The sequence below is a fragment of the Halomonas sp. McH1-25 genome (assembly GCF_022348165.1).
In the GTDB taxonomy this organism is placed as follows: Bacteria; Pseudomonadota; Gammaproteobacteria; order Pseudomonadales; family Halomonadaceae; genus Modicisalibacter.
In genome coordinates, this window is record NZ_JAKRFI010000001.1 from 118,760 (window position 1) to 135,786 (window position 17,027).

A 17,027-nucleotide genomic window follows, 5' to 3' on the forward strand; every position below is an offset into this window, starting at 1 on the left:
CATGCGCATCGTTTCCGCGGCAGAAGTGGCGGCGTCCCTGCCCTGGCTCGCCCTGATCGACCGGCTCGGGGATGGCTTCCGGCAGGGTGTGGAGGCACCGCCGCGCCACCATCATTCCGTGCAGCGCAGCGATGGCGAGGCGACCATGCTGCTGATGCCCGCCTGGGAGCCGGATGGCTACATCGGCATGAAGATGGTCAACGTCTTCCCGCAGAATGCCGAGCATGGCCTACCGGCGATCTCGGGGCTGTATGTGCTCTGCGAAGGCAGGCACGGCCGGCCGCTGGCATGTATCGAGGGCAGCGAGCTGACCCGCCGGCGCACGGCGGCGGCCTCGGCGTTGGCGTCACGTGCCCTGGCCCGCGAGGACGCGGAAACCCTGCTGATGGTAGGCACCGGCAAGCTCGCGCCCATGCTGATCGAGGCCCATGCCGCTGTTCGCCCACTGCGCCGGGTCAGGATCTGGGGGCGCAATCCCGACAAGGCCGCCAGGCTCGCCCGCGAGTATGCGGATCGCTTCGATTGCGCGGCGGTCGAGGATCTGGAAACGGCGGCGGGCGAGGCGGATATCGTCAGTTGCGCGACGCTTTCGCACGAGCCGCTGATTCATGGCGACTGGTTGCGGCCCGGCACGCACCTGGACCTGGTCGGGGCGTTTCGATCCGCCATGCGCGAAAGCGACGCGCAATGTCTGGTGCGTGGCGAGGTGTTCGTCGACACCTACGCCGGGGCGCGTGGCGAGGCAGGCGACATTCATCAGGCCATCGCGGAGGGGCGGTTCGACTTCGACGCGATTCGCGCCGAACTGGCCGAACTGCTGCGCGGCGAACACCCCGGTCGGAACACCGAGCAAGCCATCACGGTCTTCAAGTCGGTAGGGGCGTCGCTCGAGGATCTCGCCGCTGCCGTCGAGGTCTGGGAGCGGCTTCAGGCCAAGGGCCAGGGCCAGGACCAGAACAGGGACGAAACGGCATGACATCCCCCGCTTGCGGCTTCTACTGGCACGAGCGTTGTTTCTGGCACGATCCCGGCGCAATCGGCGTGTTCTCCGCGCCGGGCGAGTTCCTTCAACCGCAGCCGGCCTCGGAAAGCCCGGAAAGCAAGCGCCGCCTGAAGAACCTGCTGGAAGTCTCGGGGGTTATCGACGAGCTGACGGTCAGCAAGCCACCTGCCGCGACCCGCGACGACCTGGCGTGCTTTCATACCCCACGCTACCTGGATGAGCTGGAAGCCGGCGCGCAGCGGGGCTGGGGCGACGCCGGGGAAGGCGCGCCGTATACGGCAGGCAGTCTCGCGGCGGCGCGCCAGTCCGCCGGCTTGGCCATTGCCGCCATCGACGATGTGGCCCATGGGCGGCGGCGTAACGCCTATGCGCTGTGCCGCCCACCGGGGCACCACGCCGAGGTCGACCGTGGGCGCGGCTTTTGCCTGCTGGGCAACATTCCCATCGCGCTCATGCGCCTGCGAAAGCACGGCAACGAGTCGACGCCACGGCGTATCGCCGTGATTGACTGGGACGTGCACCACGGCAACGGCACCCAGGCGGCCTTCTACGCCGATCCCGAGGTATTCAGCGTGTCGATTCACCAGGCCGGCAACTATCCGCTGGACACCGGCGAGTTCGAGGAACAGGGGCAGGGCGATGCCCTCGGCGCCACGCTCAACCTGCCGCTGCCGCCGGGTTGCGGCATCGGCGCCTATCGTCATGCCATGCGGCGTTTGGTGCTGCCCGCCGTGGCTGCCTTCCGCCCGGAAATGATCGTCGTCGCCTGCGGTTACGATGCCTGCGGCAAGGATCCGCTGGGCAAGATGCTGCTTAACAGCGCCGCCTTTGCGGAAATGACCGCCCAGGTCCAGGCGTTGGCGGACCGACTGTGCCAGGGGCGCCTGGTGATGATCCATGAGGGCGGATATTCGGAAGGCTATGTGCCGCTGTGCGGGCATGCCGTGATCGCGACCTTGTCTGGCAGCCGCATTGAAGTCCACGATCCTCAGAACGCCGAGATCGCGGCGTGGAAGTATCAGTCCCTGCAACCGCATCAGCGTGAACTGATCGAGTCCTGGCGACACGGCTGGAAACGTTTCGGTAGCTTGCACGAGGCCGATGACCTGGTGGAATCCTGCCTGGCTGTCGACACCCAGCAAGCTCGGTGACCCCAATGACAGCGTATGCGGATAGCCGTGACCCTGCGATTTGAGCGATAACCACACATCAACAACAAGAAGGGCAGACCATGGATTCGATCAGCGATCGCGATGGCTGGTTCTGGCTGAACGGCGAATTCATTCCCTGGCGCGAGGCCAAGGGGCACCTGCTGACGCATACCCTGCATTACGGCATGGGCTGCTTCGAAGGTGTGCGCGCCTACGACGGGCCGAACGGCGCGCATCTGTTCCGGGTCGAGGCGCATACCCGACGCCTGCTCGATAGCGCCCACTCACTGGACATGGGGCTCGAATACACCGCCGATACGCTGATCGAGGCCCAGTGCGAAGCTCTGAGTCGTAACGGGCTAACCAACGCCTATCTCAAGCCGACCGTGTACTTCGGCGCCGAAGGCATGGGCCTGCGCGCCCAGGGGCTGAGTACGAACGTGATGATTCCCGCCTGGTACCTGGACCATTACATCTCGCCTGACGCCGCCGAGCAGGGACTGAGGGTGCTGACCTCGTCGTGGAGCCGTCATCACGTCAACATCAGCCTGTGCCGGGCCAAGACCAACGGCCACTACGTCAACTCGATGCTGGCGCTCAATACGGCCGTGAAGGCGGGCTTCGACGAAACGCTGATGCTCGATCCCGAAGGCTATGTCGCCGAGGGCTCGGCGGAAAACATCTTCCTGGTGCGCGACGGGGTGTTGCATACGCCCGAGGTGACCTCGTGCCTGCAGGGGATCACCCGCGACACGGTGATCGTGCTGGCCCGTGAACGGCTGGGCATGACGGTGCACGAACGCCGCATCACCCGCGACGAAGTCTATACCGCCGATGAAGCCTTCTTTACCGGTACCGCAGCGGAGATCCTGCCGATCCGCGAACTGGACGGACGCCGGATCGGCCGGAGCGGCGAGCGCCCGGTCACCCGCGACATTCAGCGGCTCTATCGTAGCCTGGTTCGCGGTGAACGAGACAACGGTCTGGCGGCCTATTCGGATTGGCTGCATCCCGTGTGAGTTGAGCAGGGCAGCTCAACAAAAAGAAACGCCATGGAGGGGCTCCATGGCGAAATATTCTTCGTCATCCCTGGTCAGCGTCCTGCTGTTTGGCCCGCGGCCTGTCATCCTTGAGCACATCCTGTGCCTGCCTTCCCCTCTTTCTTGCCCTCTTCGTGTCCCTACACGCTGAACGACATTGTCCATTTGTCTTGAGGGGGTGAACGGTTGCCCGTCAGTGCTAACCGGCATGCTCAGGATGGCGTTTCCACGTGACAGCGCCATGACCATTGCATGAAGAAATGGTGCATGGCGCCCAAGCCTGGTTCATGCGCTAGCGCATGAACCAGGCCTTCATCACCGTGGTGATGCGGCGCATCTCATCGAGTGAGGTCACATACGCCGGCATGGTGTACAGCCAGCGCCCGAACGGGCGCAGCCACACGCCACGCTCCCGGGCGAAATCCTGCACGCCGGTCAACCGTTCCGGCGACTTGGCTTCGATCACGGCAGTCGCGCCCAACACGCGCACATCATCGACCTGGGGGTGCTGGCGCAGGGCATCGTCTTCCAGGAGTTCACGGCGCAGGATGCCGTTCAGTGCAGCGATCTTGCCCAGGTAATCCTCCTCTTCGAAGATCGCCAGGCTTTCCAGCGCCACCCGACAGGCCAATGGATTGCCCATGAACGTGGGACCGTGCATGAAGGCATGGCCGGGATCGTCACTCAGGAACGCTTCGAAGACGCGGCTCGTCGCCAAGGTGGCGGCGTGACCCAGGTAGCCCCCGGTCAATCCCTTGGACAGCACCATGATGTCCGGCGTGACGCCGGCGTGCTCGGCGGCAAACAGCTTGCCGGTGCGCCCGAAGCCGGTCGCGACCTCATCGAAGACCAGCAATACGTCGAACTCGTCGCACAGCTCCCGGGCGGCACGCACATAGTGCGGCGAAGTCATGTTGAGCCCACCGGCCGCCTGCAGCAGCGGCTCCATCAGCAGGGCGGCGATGTCTTGATGATGCCGCTCGAAGGCCTGACGCAGCGCCGCGATATCGTTCTCGGCCGCTTCTGGCGGCGCGTCGAACGGGGCGCTAGGTGCCGGTGCAAAATGGTGGCGGGGCAGAAAGCCCGAGAATAGCGAGTGCATGCCTTCCTCGGGATCGCATACCGCCATGCAGCCGGTGGTATCGCCATGGTAGGCGCGCATCAATGACAGCATCTTGTGCTTTCCCGGGCGGCCCCGTTGCACCTGATACTGCACGGCCATCTTCATGGCGACTTCCATGCCCACCGAGCCACTGTCGGAAAAGAACACGTGATCGAGCCCGGCCGGGGTGACGCGCACCAGGGCGTCGGCCAACTGCTGGGCGGGGTCGTGGGTCAGCCCGCCCAGCATGACATGGCACAGGGTGTCCGCCTGGGCCTTGAGCGCTTCGACCAGGCGAGGGTGACCGTAACCATGAATCATGCACCACCACGAACAGGTGGCGTCCAGTAGCGCCTCGCCGCCTTCGAGATGCAGCCAGGCGCCCTGACCACCAACGACACGCGGGGCCTGGGGCTGTGTCTTCATCTGAGCGTAAGGGTGCCATAACGTCTGGGTGGGGTGGGGCATGCTGAAATCGCTATGTTAACCTTGGTCTATATGAAAGGTTAACATGCGAGGCCGCCAGCGAGACAGCACGCTGGCATTCTCAAAGCGCTTCCTCACGCTGACTCCTTGGCAGACGACGCCACTACGCCAATAATGGGCCGCAGCTCATCCCCTCACCAAAGGCAATACCCACATGTCACTGCTAAGCGAATACCTGCTCAAGGAGCAGCGGCTCAACCAGCTCAGCGATGAGCTCAAGCAACTGGAAAGCGACCAGCAGCTCCAAGCCGACCTGGCCTTCAAGGCGCAGTTGGAGTCGCTCATGGCGGAGTTCGATAAGCGCACTAGCGACGTGGTCAATCTGCTCGAAGCGCTGCCTGTGTTACAGAAATCGGCCCCAAGCCAGGCGTCGGCTCCCTCCGATGGGCGCCGCAAACGCAAGCTCAAGGTCTACGAAAACCCCAGCACCGGCGAGCGCATCGAGACGCGTGGCGGCAACCACAAGACGCTGAAAGCCTGGAAGGACGAGCATGGCGCCGAGACGGTCGAATCCTGGCTCGTCCATAGCGAAGGTTGAGAGCGGGTCGTTAGCGTTGAAAGTTGATACACACAATGTAATGAATTGTTACGCAATGTAAGATAGGATGACCTGGATATCAGATTCCAGCATGAATCCGGTATTTCCCTGTTTTTGATGCCCGGCCATTAGGCCGGGCTTTTTTTCTTTCCGCCGGGTATCTTGACGAACCAACGTGGATTGAGTTTCCATTCATCCACTGCATAAATGCACAGCAGCCCCGCGTTGTGTGGATACGACGAGCGTACCCGTATCGCTAACGCTCCTGGGGCAGCCAGTTTTCATACAAAGCCCAGGTTCCCGCAATGGGGCCTTTCACTTGGCCAGTTCTCTCAGGCCATTAATGCCAGTTCGTTGAATAAACCGTGGTCTTCTCGATACATGAAATCTTTCAAACCGCATTCTCGTCAGATGGACGAGAGAGAAAAGTTGCGCAAGTTCCGAGAACTCGATGACGCCTTCGCCCAAGCCCTGAGAGAACTCGACAAAACCAGCCGCAAACCCGAGCCTGAAGAAGCAGCGCCGGCCCAGGACGAGCCCCACGAATCCGATCCCCACGGATTCGAGAATCGCCTGCGCGCGCTGATGGCCGACTACCAGCAGAGCGACACCAGCGTCGATACCTTGCTGCGCACCATGCTCAAGCTCGGCAAAATCGCCTGAAGGCGAGCGCAGCACTGCGCTAAGCCCGCAATTTATCGATAGTTTTCCCGCTAGCGTTAAGTTTCATGAGCTAGTGCCGATAGGTCCTTTGCATTACAATCCCGTGACAGTGCGGGTTGGCACCGTGCTTTTTTTGTGTATGCCATTTAGAAAAACGTCGCTAAGTCCGACGTTACGTACAGGACCGTGAAATAGCTCCCATGATTCGTTCAGTTGGAGATCGTGTTCGCAGCATCCATGGTTTGGAGCTGGCGCTACGACGTTGATTAGCTGCGTAGGTCCGCTTGGGCTATCTCTTAGGTGCGGAACGGACCATTCCCACACACGGTTAACCTGTCGCTTACATGCGACGTGGCGCACACAAAATTCATACGCCTGAAACCTAGAGGTGCCTAGGCCGGTTCTCTAGAATAGCCGCTTGGCAGAATAACAGAGCGTAACAAGAGCGTAGCTGGAGCTGCAGTCTAAGGGACCTCAGATGCAGTGTTGCGAGGAATGAATGTCGCTGCGCTTCTTTCCCTACGCTTGGCAGCATCAGGAATTTGTGCAGTTCAGGGCTTTGGGAAGCTGCCCGGATCAATCTCTGGGCGGTAGCGTGTCTGATCACTTTGCGTAGCCAAACATCGCTAAGTAAATTCTCGCAAACAACTAACGCTTTTCTATTAGGCAGGCATACCTATCCATCGCTTGCTAGGATCAAAACATGAACGTAACGGTATTCGGGACCGGCTATGTTGGCCTGGTCCAAGGGGCCGTACTGGCCAACGCAGGCCATCAGGTCGTCTGTATCGATGTGGACAGTCATAAGATCGAACGGCTCAAGGAAGGGCATATTCCCATCTACGAGCCCGGTCTCGAGTCCTTAGTGAAGGAAAACTACGCCGAGGGCCGTCTAGAATTCACGACCAATGCCGTATCAGCCGTTGCCCATGGCGACATTCAGTTCATTGCCGTTGGTACACCGCCCGATGAAGACGGCTCCGCCGATCTGAAATACGTGCTGGCCGTGGCCGAAACCATCGCCAAGCATATGGACCGTCACCAGATCGTTATCGACAAGTCGACCGTGCCCGTGGGCACTGCCGACAAGGTCAAGGCCAGGATTGCCGAGACGCTAGCCGCCCGCGGAATAGCCGATCTGACGTTCGATGTGGTGTCCAACCCAGAGTTCCTCAAGGAAGGCTCCGCCGTTGCCGATTGCCAGAAACCTGACCGGATCGTCATCGGCACCGATAGCGAACATACCGAAGAAGTGATGCGTGAACTTTACGCGCCGTTCAACCGCAACCATGAAAAGATCATCGTCATGGATGTGCGTAGTGCAGAGCTGACCAAGTATGCCGCCAACTGCATGCTGGCGACCAAGATCAGCTTCATGAACGAGATGGCCAACCTGGCCGAGCGCCTGGGCGCGGATATCGAGATGGTTCGGCAAGGCATCGGCTCCGATCCGCGCATTGGCTACCATTTTATCTATCCCGGCGTTGGGTATGGCGGCTCCTGCTTCCCCAAGGACGTGCAGGCCCTGATTCGCACCGCAGACGTTATCGGTTTCGATGCCAAAGTGCTCAAGGCCGTAGAAGCGCGTAACCATGAACAGAAAACCACACTGTTCCAGAAGATCCAGCATCATTACGAAGGCGATCTGCAGGGCAAGACTTTTGCGTTATGGGGCCTGGCTTTCAAACCTAACACCGACGACATGCGCGAAGCCCCCAGCCGCGTGCTGATGGAAGCGTTATGGCAGGCCGGCGCCAAGGTTCAAGCCTATGACCCCGAGGCCATGGAAGAGACCCAGCGCATCTACGGCAACCGCGACGATCTATCCCTTTGTGGCACCAAGGAAGCTGCGCTCAAAAGTGCAGATGCTCTGATCATCGTGACCGAATGGAAGTCGTTCCGAGCGCCGGACTTCGAGCTTATCAAGCAACAGCTAAGCCAGCCGATAATTTTCGACGGGCGTAACTTGTACGAGCCCAAGAGGATGAGCAAGAAAGGCTTTATCTATTATTCAGTAGGACGTACATGACTGGCTGCTGGTCCGCTCGGCAGAAACTGCGCTCGTGATTGAAATACCAGCCGCAAAGCTGAAATTGAATAAGTAGGGGTGGACTTGGTTACACCGAAAGTGGCGGTGCTACTAGCAGCTTATAATGGAGTTTCTTGGCTTTCTGAGCAAGTAAGTTCAATTCTTGGGCAAATAGAAGTAGATGTTGAAGTTTTTATAAGTGTAGATAGTTCGCAAGATGGCACCGAGGCATGGGTCTCCAAAGTTGCTTGCGAAAATAAAAATGTAAAACCCTTGCCCTATGGGTGTGAGTTTGGTGGGGCTGCAGTCAATTTCTATTGGCTGGTTAGGGAAGTTGACGTCACGGAGTTTGATTATATCGCCTTTTCTGACCAAGACGATATCTGGTTTCCGGATAAGCTGATACGTAGCATTCGGGTTTTGGATGGAAATAAATACGATGCATACTCAAGCAACGTGATAGCCTTTTGGCCTGACGGAAGAAAAAGTTTGATTAATAAGGCTCAGGCGCAGAGAGAAATGGACTATTTGTTTGAGGCGGCAGGGCCTGGCTGTACTTATGTATTAAATAAGGGTTTGGCGGTTGGCGTTAAAGAGTTTATATTGGGTAACTGGGCTGTGGTAAAAGAAATAAAGCTGCATGATTGGTTATTCTATGCATACGCTAGATCACATGGATACCGTTGGTTTATCGATCCTGAGCCTACGATGTTCTATCGGCAGCATAGCAGTAATCAATTAGGTGCAAATATAGGTTTTTACGCTGCCTTTAGGCGTATCCATGCCATAGCTAGTGGTGAATGGATGTTGCAAGCAAAAACCATAGCAGCTCTTGTTAGTCGCGAAGAGAAAAGTTTGGTTTCTTTGTTTGGCAGTTTCGAAAGAATTAAGATGCTTAAGCTGGCGATTGCCCCTTTTCGTTATAGACGACGCTTTAGGGATCAATTTTTTTTAAGTTTGGCTTTTGTTTTTTTAGTTTTCTATAAGCCCAGGAAGCTAAGATTCTAAAACATATTAATATAAACGAACTAATACTATGTTTGAGAGACGGCACTCGCGCTGGTATGAAAGGTTGCTTCTTGGCCTGCCTCTGCATTTCGCGATAGGCTTGCCTTTAGTGATCTTGCTTCCATCCTTGGAGCGATGGGGCTGGGAGTTTTGGCTGTATTTGCCTGATTTGCGCACCAATACTCTTATTGCTGTCGCAATTTCTTTTTCTTTAATAGCTTTTACCTTGAAACGAATTGCTACGCTGCCTGGGTCTCAAATTGTAGCGTATATAATACCCACCGTTACTTTCTTTTTTCTATTTTCGATAGCTGTGCTTTTCTTTTTACGTGAAAGCTATACTAGGCAGGTCTTGTTTACAAGTTATATTTTAAGCTTGTTATGGTTTTTCTGTGGTTATTTTATTGGGCGTCGTTATCGACGGTTAAAGCTTGCTGTGGTTCCTTACGGTGAAGCCTGTCTGTTGCCAGAAAATGCTCATATTGATTGGCGCTACTTATCTGGCCCAAGTTTGGCAGGAGTTCGTGTTGATGGTGTCGTTGCTGATCTTCGCGCTGAAGAGCTAAACTCCGAATGGGAGAAATTTATAGCTGCCTGCACACTTTCACATATACCTGTATACCACACTAGACAAATACATGAATCAATGTTTGGTCGTGTAAAAATAAACAGGCTTAATGAAAATGATTTTGGAAGTCTTCTCCCTTCTTCTTTGTATAGCGGGTTTAAGTTTGTAATTGATTTTTGTGCGGCGATTTTATTGCTTCCGCTATTGCTGCCAATAATGCTGATTATTGCTATTGCTATAAAAATAGACAGCAGGGGGCCTGTTATTTTTAAGCAGCCGCGGATTGGATATAGAGCCAAAGAGTTCAATATGTATAAGTTTCGCAGCATGTACCACATGCTGAGTGGCGAAAAGTTTACGGTTTCATCAACCGATCCAAGGATAACTCGCGTAGGGTGCTTTATAAGAAAGTACAGGCTAGATGAGCTGCCGCAGATATTTAATATTATAAAAGGGGAGATGAGTTTTATAGGCCCCAGGCCGGAATCCAAAGAGCTTTCGGATTGGTATGAAGAAGTAGTGCCTTTTTTTAGCTATCGGCATGTTGTCCGCCCTGGAATTACTGGCTGGGCGCAGGTTGAGCAAGGCTATGCCGCTGAAGTTGAAGGAATGACTGTAAAGTTGCAATATGACTTTTACTATATAAAAAAGTTTTCTTTCTGGATTGATGTGCTGATTGTTTTTAAAACATTCAAAACCTTGGTTACAGGGTTTGGTGCTAGGTAAGTTGTTTTGCTAACTTTGTTTAAGCGTTCAAGGAAGTAGCATATTGGCTTGTGCAGGTACACGTCTCGACTCGCTGTTTTTTCAAAAATCAAAACTAGGGGTGAGTTATCCACGGGCCATAGAATGGGTCGGCGTCTTCTTTCTAGCTCTGTACGCGCTATGCCTAGTAGCCTGGCCGTCTCTTGGCAGTCCATCAGAAACGGTAATGGCGATATCAGGTTTGCTGGCTTTGTTGGTCTGGGGAAGAACCCTGCGCAACAGTGCTGCTTTATGGTTGCTGCTAGCTGTTATCCTAGTGCAGTTTGTTTCCTGGGGGCTAGGTTATTTACACCACCCACAGTGGGTCGCAGACAATCCGCAGATCGACCGCCTTGCCAAGCTGTACATTTTTATCGGTGTTGCTTGGTGGCTGGGAGGTAGCACGAGGCGGACACTTGCCATTTGGTCGCTTGCGCTTATTGGTTATTTCGCAGCCTTATTCATTCGAGGTGATGGAATGGCGGAATTCTTAAGAGGTGTGGGCGGCGACAGGGTAGATTTCGATATTCGCAATGCTCAGCACACCGCCATGTATTTCGGTACGGGGCTGCTGGGGCTGCTAGCCTTTGCTCGGCGTAGTCTGGCTCTGGGCAGTTTGGCTATAGTTCGGCGCTTTGCCTGGGCATTGGCGACGATCATCTGTCTTACCGGTGTGATCATTACGCAAACTCGGGGTGTGTGGCTGGCGCTGATTGTGGCAATGCCTCTCATGGCCACCTTGTTCTCTTGGTGGTACTTGCGATTCCATCCTCTGAAGCATGCCCGCTCGGTACTCATTGGCAGTTTCTTGGCAGTAATGACAGTTGGCATTCCTGCAGCGAACTTTGGATATGAGGCCATCGCTGACCGACTGGAGCAGGAGAGGCCTACCATTGAAAGCATACTTGCCGGTGACTTTTCCGAGATTCCCTATAATAGTGCAGGAATCCGTTTCCATACATGGCGCGCCGCTACGGAGTGGATCGCCGAGCGTCCCCTCGTCGGTTGGGGTGGAGCTGGCCGAAGCCTGGCTATAGACGAAACGGAATGGATGCCGCAATGGGTCAAGGATCAATATGGCCATCTACATAATTACTTCCTTGAACTTTTTGTCGCGTATGGGCTGTTAGGAGTTGGCGTATTTGTCGCTTTGGCGTTCTGGGTAGGGCGCGGTACATGGCTGGCTTGGCGTGGTGGCGTCATGCCGAATGACATGGCGTTGTTCGGCGTCTCGTTCTTTATCTATTGGGTCATCGTCAATCAGTTCGAGTCGTACAATTCATTTTGGACGGGCGTGTTCGTACACAATCTTGTCGTGGGCGGGCTGGTCACCCATTACTGGCGTTGGCAATTGATCCGTAAGCGAGATGACGATAGCCAACTGCAACCTACCAGTCAGCCAGAGTAAGGACCTTTTTTGCGAACCTTGGTGATCGTACGCAGCCTGAAGATGGGCGGCATGGAGCGGGTAGCCTGTAACCTGGCCGATGCCTTTGCCGAATCCGGTCATGAAAGCCATCTGATGGTTTATCGCAAGCGAGAGCAGGGGCTCGCGCCGGAACACCCTAACGTCAGGCTGCATGTGTTTCCACTGCGTTGGTGGCTGCGTGCCACCATCGTTGGCTTTTTTCTGGAACTGCTGGCTCGCTTGGTCATGAATCCCTTGATCCCCCGGTCATATTTCGTATGGACCGGGTGGCTAGGCGGTCAGTTATTGCGCCTTTGGCTGTGGCGATTCGAGAAGCGACATGGGCGGCTTGATCGAATCGTGTTTCGTGGTGTTGGTACCTTCGAGCTGGTGTGGAGTTATCGCGATGCACGGGCCCGCTTCGTGTTGGAGAACAATCTGCCAGTCAAGAAGGATGCTTGGCGTTATCGGTTGTTTGCCAAGTGCCTGTATCCCGGTAAGCATCTAGTGACTGTTTCGCAAGGCGTGGCCGAGACAGTACGTCAGGCGCAGGCAAAGTGGTCGTTTCGCCCGGCGTCGTTACAGGTCATCGTCAACCCTTGTCCGGTGGGGCGAATTCGCGAGCTGATGCGCGAGGAAACGTCCGATCTGCCAGACAAGCCCTATATCGTCAATGTGGCGCGCCTGGTGCCGCAGAAAGACCATGAATTGCTGTTGCGTGCCTACGCCCAGGCGCGGCCCGAGCTGCCCCTGGTCATCGTCGGCGATGGCCCTTTGCGCGAGTCGCTGGAATCGCTGGCCGTCAGCTTGAATATCGCTGACCGAGTGCGTTTCGTCGGCCATCGCAACAATCCTTACCCGTGGATGCACCATGCCCGGCTGTTCGTGCTGAGTTCCCGCGTGGAAGGAATGGGCATCGTGCTCACAGAGGCCTTGGCGTGTGGCACTCCGGTGATTTCCGTCGACTGCCCCGGCGGAATACGCGAAGTCCTGAAAGGCGAACTGGAGGAGGCCATTGCGCCGCATAGTGCAGAGGGCTTAGCCGAGAAAATGAAGGTGGCATTGACCGGGCCCAAGCCGGCCGTAAACGATGCTTGGCTACACGATTTCCTGCCCAGCAGAGTCGCAAAGCGTTTTGTTGAGTGAAATGGGCCGTGCAGAAGACGTTTTTTGAATAGCTCAGGGAATGGTATGGCTACTATCGCTGACGGAAATAGTAAACCTCTGAACCCGCGCATTGGGCATCTGGTGAGCCTGAAAAATCTTGGTGGGATCGAGCGCTACTTCACGCGGTACTTTTCCCGTTTCGCTGCCGAATATGACCAGCACATATTGAAGCAGACCGATGGTATCCATCCATTACTTGAGCCTTACTACAAACAGCATGCGGCGGGGCGTATCCACAGCATAAAAGGGCCTGGGTTCGTCAAGATTCCCCGCGCCTTTCACAATATTCGCTCCCGCTATCAGCGTTCGCTACTCGAACGGCTGGGCATAGAAGCGATTCTTGTCTGGGGTAAGATCGTCAATCACCCGCTAAGATTTCCAGACAACACACCAGTCGTACATTTCGAGCGGGGCAGTGCCTGGCTTGTGGATGATCAGCCGGCCTTGCATACCTATCTGAAGCGCCTCGACGGGGCGCTATGCAATTCCCACGCGGCGCTACGCATGTTGCAATTGAAATGGGGGCTGAGCTCCGAGCTACCCTCGCGCGTGCTTTACAATACCATTGAGTTACCGTCCAACCATGCGCTTCACCCCGAGGGGCGTTTTCGCTTGGGCTTTGCAGGCCGTCTGGTGCCATTGAAGGCGCCCATGGTCGCGCTGGAAGCGTTTGCTGGGTTGAAAACACAGTACCCCCAGGCGGAGTTCTGGATAGCGGGGGAAGGGCCACTGGAGGGAACACTGCGCAAGCAAGCCAAGCAGTGGGGGCTCGAAGGCAGCGTACGCTTCTGTGGGCTGGTCGATGATATGGCGTCGTTCTATTCGTCATTGGATGCCTTCATTTGCCCCTCCTGGCGTGAGCCGTTCGGCAATGTGGCTCAAGAGGCCTTGGCTTACGGCGTGCCTACCTTGGTCGGCGCTGTCGATGGATTGGCGGAACAGGTGCAGGATGGCGTCAACGGCGCTGTGCTGTCGCCCAGGCGGAATCGTCACGAACTGGGCAAATATGGCCAGGCCTGTCTGCAGGGGCCGGATGAAGTCTATTCCCCGGAACGGGATGCCATCGTCCAGGCGGGTATTATCGAGCCGGAAGAGACGGCGCGTGTACTGGGAGAATGGGCCGGCAATCCTGCCCGTCGTCGCGAGATGGGCGCCAGGGCGCGAGCGAGAATCCGCGACGAATTCAATATCGATCAGTACGGCCAGCAACTGGTCGGTTTCATGAGCGAGGTCATCGCAAGAGGGCGGTGACCTTCAGTCTCAAATCGTCTGGTCCCGCCACTTTGCCATGCGTTTCATGAAGTGCGCCCATTGGCGTTCGACCTTGCTGCGCCCCAGAATGGGCACGACGGATGCCAGCTTGATGAAGTCATGATTGCCCAGCCCATCGATGAGATACAGGCGCGGACTGTCGGCGCGAGTCATGTCGCAGGCGATGTTGCTGTCCCGCATGTCGCTGGTGAAGATCAGGTTATCCAGCAAGTAGCGGTGAAATCGTTCCAACTCCGGTGCAATATCCGCATAGTGTACGTCCCGCCGCGCCAATAGGTGCTTTAGCGTGTCGAGCGGCTTGCCGTCTCGATCCTGCACCAGGTCGAATACCAGGCCTTCCCCCCGATTCGTCGTTACCCAACCGTGCATGCGTGGCAGGTACGTCCAGGCAATGTCGCGCTTCTCAAGTTTCCGGTAATACGCATGATCCCTGGCATTCTGGCTACGGCGGCTCTTGTGGCGATGAGTGACCTTGATGCACAGCCCATCGTCGCTCGGATGCCTGAAGCAGGCACGCTCGGAGCCTTGGCCAATGAGCAGGGTGTCGTCGAGATAGAGCATGTCGTGTGGTGCTGGTTTTCTTCTTGTCACGCGGCGATTCGTTCCGGCTAGTCGTTCGTCAGGCTGCTGAATGACGCCTTGAGCTTTTCGTACTGGCGCTCATGGGAATAGTCTTTGGCCAACTCAGCCAGCGTTTGGCCAAGTTCTTCGCGCTTGGAAGACTGCAGGAACTCCGCAATGCGTTCGGCCCAGCCTTGGGTATCCTTGTCGAGCACCAGATCGGGGTGCGAGTCTCGAATCAGTTCCGAGGCGCCGACCCAGGCCGACACTACGCTGGGCGTACCGCAGGCCATGGCTTCCAGCGCGACACGGCCGAACTCCTCGATGTGAGCGGGCAGCACGAAAACATCCAGTGCACCGTATAGGCGTTCGACATTAGGCTCGGTGCTGCGCCAGGTAATCAGGCTATCGATGCCCAGGGACTCCGCCTGTTTCCGGTAGGGCGTCGTATCGTCCTTGCCGACCACTAGGAAGCGACAACGCTGCGGAAGCTGGCGGTTGAGGTGGGCTGCGATCTCGATGAAGCCATCCAGGTTGCGCTTCTTGAAGTTGCCAGAGGTGATTAGTCCGATCAAGAAGGTCTCATCGTCGGCACCGAATTCTTTCCGTGTAACCTGCCTGTTACGCCTTGCCGAGTCGGGATTGAACTGCTGTGGATCGTAGCCCGGGTAGCTGACCTCGATCTTGTCGGGGGCAATGGCGTAGCGCTGCATGAAGTCGTCCGCCATCATCTGTGAGTTCACTGCCACGCGTTTGAACCCACCCTGTATGAGCACATGGTCATGAATGGCGGCGACTTCGTGACCGTTGGGCAGCGGCTTGCCGTGGATTCGCTGGCTGGCCAGATGCACGCAGTTATGCATGTACACGACGTCGCTGCTGACGGTATCGCCATGGCTGACGAGCAGATCGGGGCAATGGCGTTTGCACCAGGCCTGAACACGACGATTGAACCAGAAACGACGGAACTTTCCCTTGATCGGCCAGCGCGGTAGCTTGACGAAGGCGGCGCCGGCCCGCTGAGCCAATTCTGCCTTGCCGCGCTCGGCCAGGATGACGACGCGGTAGCCGAGTTCCTGAAGGGCGGCGGCCTGTTCGAAGGCGTTGCGACTGGCACCGGTGCTTTTCTCGACCTGGCGGATGGCGATGGCTGCCAGGGGGGCGTGTCGCTTGCTAGGCGTCGTCATGTCGTTTTTCGATGCGACCTGGGTCAAAGTTAACGAAGGGGCATAGGCTACGCTGAGAAATGTCTTGCGGCAACTTGGCATTAGGCATTGTTAATGCTGCTTTACGTGCAGCGCTGCGGCTCATTTGGCTCGTTACGCTAGGGGAAAACGCGTTATACTAATTAACAAACTAATAAACTGCAGAGGAACATAGTCAGGCCTGCTATGTCGGCACCGAAAAAACTGCCCCGAACGCCGTCCGGCGAAGCCTTGTCAACGGACTTGTACGACCCCAGGCTGCGGTGGTCCATGCTGCGCTCACGCTGGGCCTATGTCACCCGTGAGGCATTTGAAGACCGAGTTATCCGGCCATTGGAGAATCGTCTGTTCCAACGTTGGCTTGCCAATGGGTTTCTGGCCGAGCAGGTCGAGGAGATGGGGCTGCCTTACCGCAGTGTCGATGACTATCTCGGCGAGGGTCTCGACCTGCATATCGATCCTCGCCAATTGGTTTGCTCCTTGTCGATGAAGAAATCCTTTCCGAAATCGGGCCAGCGCAACAAGGCGAAGAATACCTTTATCTGGAAAGGCAAGTGGGACCTCTTCCGCTACGATTTTCACAAGGGCCAGCGTTACCAGTTCATCAGCGATGTTTGGGCGCATCGCCATGCGCTGGATCAGAGCCAGGCCTATCATGATCTGATAAAGCTGCTGGAGCAGGGCAGGCCGCTCACATCGCATCAAAAGGGCTTCTTGCTCAACACGCCGGACAAGGTACTGGCTTATCTGGAAACCTATGTGGGCTATATGAACGAGATGGCCCGTAACGGTTTCGACGATACCTTGGGCAAGGACCGGCTGGGCGTGGCGATCGATCGGCATGGCGGTATCGTCAAGATCAATCGCGGCCTGCATCGCCTGGCCATGGCGCAGGTACTGGGCCTGGAGGAGATCGTTGTCCGCGTGCGTGCCGTGCATGTCGACTGGTGGCGTGAGGTCACGCAGGGCGAAACCGGCGAGAAGGCGTTGCAGAACATGGCCGAAGCCCTGCAGGAGTGCCGGGCGGCAGCTCTCGATTCATCCCCGGCCCAAGACCGGGGATGATCGGGTATTAAGCCAGA

General features: G+C 56.7%; 15 protein-coding genes. 12 read left to right on the forward strand and 3 right to left on the reverse strand.

Annotated elements, in window-relative coordinates:
• The first annotated feature begins 1 nt into the window (after position 1).
• The 3 genes from MHM84_RS00545 to MHM84_RS00555 all read left to right on the forward strand — a co-directional run bounded on the left by MHM84_RS00545 (position 2) and on the right by MHM84_RS00555 (position 3,173).
• Positions 2-976, forward strand: a complete 975-nt coding sequence (locus tag MHM84_RS00545) for an ornithine cyclodeaminase family protein (RefSeq protein ID WP_239261320.1) — start codon at positions 2-4, stop codon at positions 974-976.
• Positions 973-2,154 (forward strand): class II histone deacetylase, encoded by a 1,182-nt coding sequence (locus MHM84_RS00550; RefSeq protein ID WP_239261322.1) that lies wholly within the window; start codon positions 973-975, stop codon positions 2,152-2,154. Before MHM84_RS00545 ends, MHM84_RS00550 begins: the two co-directional genes overlap by 4 nt.
• Before the next feature lie 80 nt (positions 2,155-2,234).
• Positions 2,235-3,173 carry a branched-chain amino acid transaminase gene (locus MHM84_RS00555; protein WP_239261324.1) on the forward strand — a complete coding sequence of 313 codons (939 nt, stop codon included), beginning with the start codon at positions 2,235-2,237 and terminating at the stop codon, positions 3,171-3,173.
• A 313-nt stretch (positions 3,174-3,486) separates the two neighbouring features.
• Here the strand turns inward: MHM84_RS00555 and bioA are convergent, their stop codons facing one another.
• On the reverse strand, positions 3,487-4,764 hold the full coding sequence (gene bioA / locus MHM84_RS00560) for an adenosylmethionine--8-amino-7-oxononanoate transaminase (protein ID WP_239261326.1): 1,278 nt from the start codon (positions 4,762-4,764) through the stop codon (positions 3,487-3,489).
• 172 nt (positions 4,765-4,936) lie between these two features.
• On the opposite strand from bioA, the gene MHM84_RS00565 reads away from it, so the two are divergent.
• The 8 genes from MHM84_RS00565 (at position 4,937) to MHM84_RS00600 (ending at position 14,158) form a co-directional block, all read left to right on the forward strand.
• Positions 4,937-5,320: a histone-like nucleoid-structuring protein, MvaT/MvaU family gene (locus MHM84_RS00565; protein WP_239261328.1), complete on the forward strand. Its 384-nt coding sequence runs from the start codon at positions 4,937-4,939 to the stop codon at positions 5,318-5,320.
• A gap of 381 nt (positions 5,321-5,701) precedes the next feature.
• Positions 5,702-5,983 (forward strand): hypothetical protein, encoded by a 282-nt coding sequence (locus tag MHM84_RS00570; RefSeq protein WP_239261330.1) that lies wholly within the window; start codon positions 5,702-5,704, stop codon positions 5,981-5,983.
• A gap of 703 nt (positions 5,984-6,686) precedes the next feature.
• Positions 6,687-8,012, forward strand: coding sequence for a UDP-glucose/GDP-mannose dehydrogenase family protein (locus tag MHM84_RS00575; RefSeq protein WP_239261332.1), 1,326 nt, complete (start codon positions 6,687-6,689; stop codon positions 8,010-8,012).
• A gap of 84 nt (positions 8,013-8,096) precedes the next feature.
• Positions 8,097-9,020, forward strand: coding sequence for a glycosyltransferase (locus MHM84_RS00580; protein WP_239261334.1), 924 nt, complete (start codon positions 8,097-8,099; stop codon positions 9,018-9,020).
• A gap of 28 nt (positions 9,021-9,048) precedes the next feature.
• Positions 9,049-10,314: a sugar transferase gene (locus tag MHM84_RS00585; protein WP_239261337.1), complete on the forward strand. Its 1,266-nt coding sequence runs from the start codon at positions 9,049-9,051 to the stop codon at positions 10,312-10,314.
• Positions 10,315-10,519: 205 nt separating this feature from the next.
• Positions 10,520-11,740 (forward strand): O-antigen ligase family protein, encoded by a 1,221-nt coding sequence (locus MHM84_RS00590; protein ID WP_239261339.1) that lies wholly within the window; start codon positions 10,520-10,522, stop codon positions 11,738-11,740.
• Positions 11,741-11,749: 9 nt separating this feature from the next.
• Positions 11,750-12,886, forward strand: coding sequence for a glycosyltransferase (locus MHM84_RS00595; RefSeq protein WP_239261341.1), 1,137 nt, complete (start codon positions 11,750-11,752; stop codon positions 12,884-12,886).
• A gap of 45 nt (positions 12,887-12,931) precedes the next feature.
• On the forward strand, positions 12,932-14,158 hold the full coding sequence (locus MHM84_RS00600) for a glycosyltransferase family 4 protein (protein ID WP_239261343.1): 1,227 nt from the start codon (positions 12,932-12,934) through the stop codon (positions 14,156-14,158).
• Between the two features lie 9 nt (positions 14,159-14,167).
• On the opposite strand, the gene MHM84_RS00605 is transcribed toward MHM84_RS00600, so the two are convergent.
• Positions 14,168-14,770, reverse strand: coding sequence for a YrbL family protein (locus MHM84_RS00605; RefSeq protein WP_239261345.1), 603 nt, complete (start codon positions 14,768-14,770; stop codon positions 14,168-14,170).
• 17 nt (positions 14,771-14,787) lie between these two features.
• Positions 14,788-15,927, reverse strand: coding sequence for a glycosyltransferase family 4 protein (locus MHM84_RS00610; RefSeq protein ID WP_239261347.1), 1,140 nt, complete (start codon positions 15,925-15,927; stop codon positions 14,788-14,790).
• A gap of 288 nt (positions 15,928-16,215) precedes the next feature.
• On the opposite strand from MHM84_RS00610, the gene MHM84_RS00615 reads away from it, so the two are divergent.
• Complete coding sequence (locus MHM84_RS00615; RefSeq protein ID WP_239261349.1) at positions 16,216-17,010, forward strand: hypothetical protein; 795 nt, start codon at positions 16,216-16,218, stop codon at positions 17,008-17,010.
• The last annotated feature ends 17 nt before the right edge of the window (positions 17,011-17,027 follow it).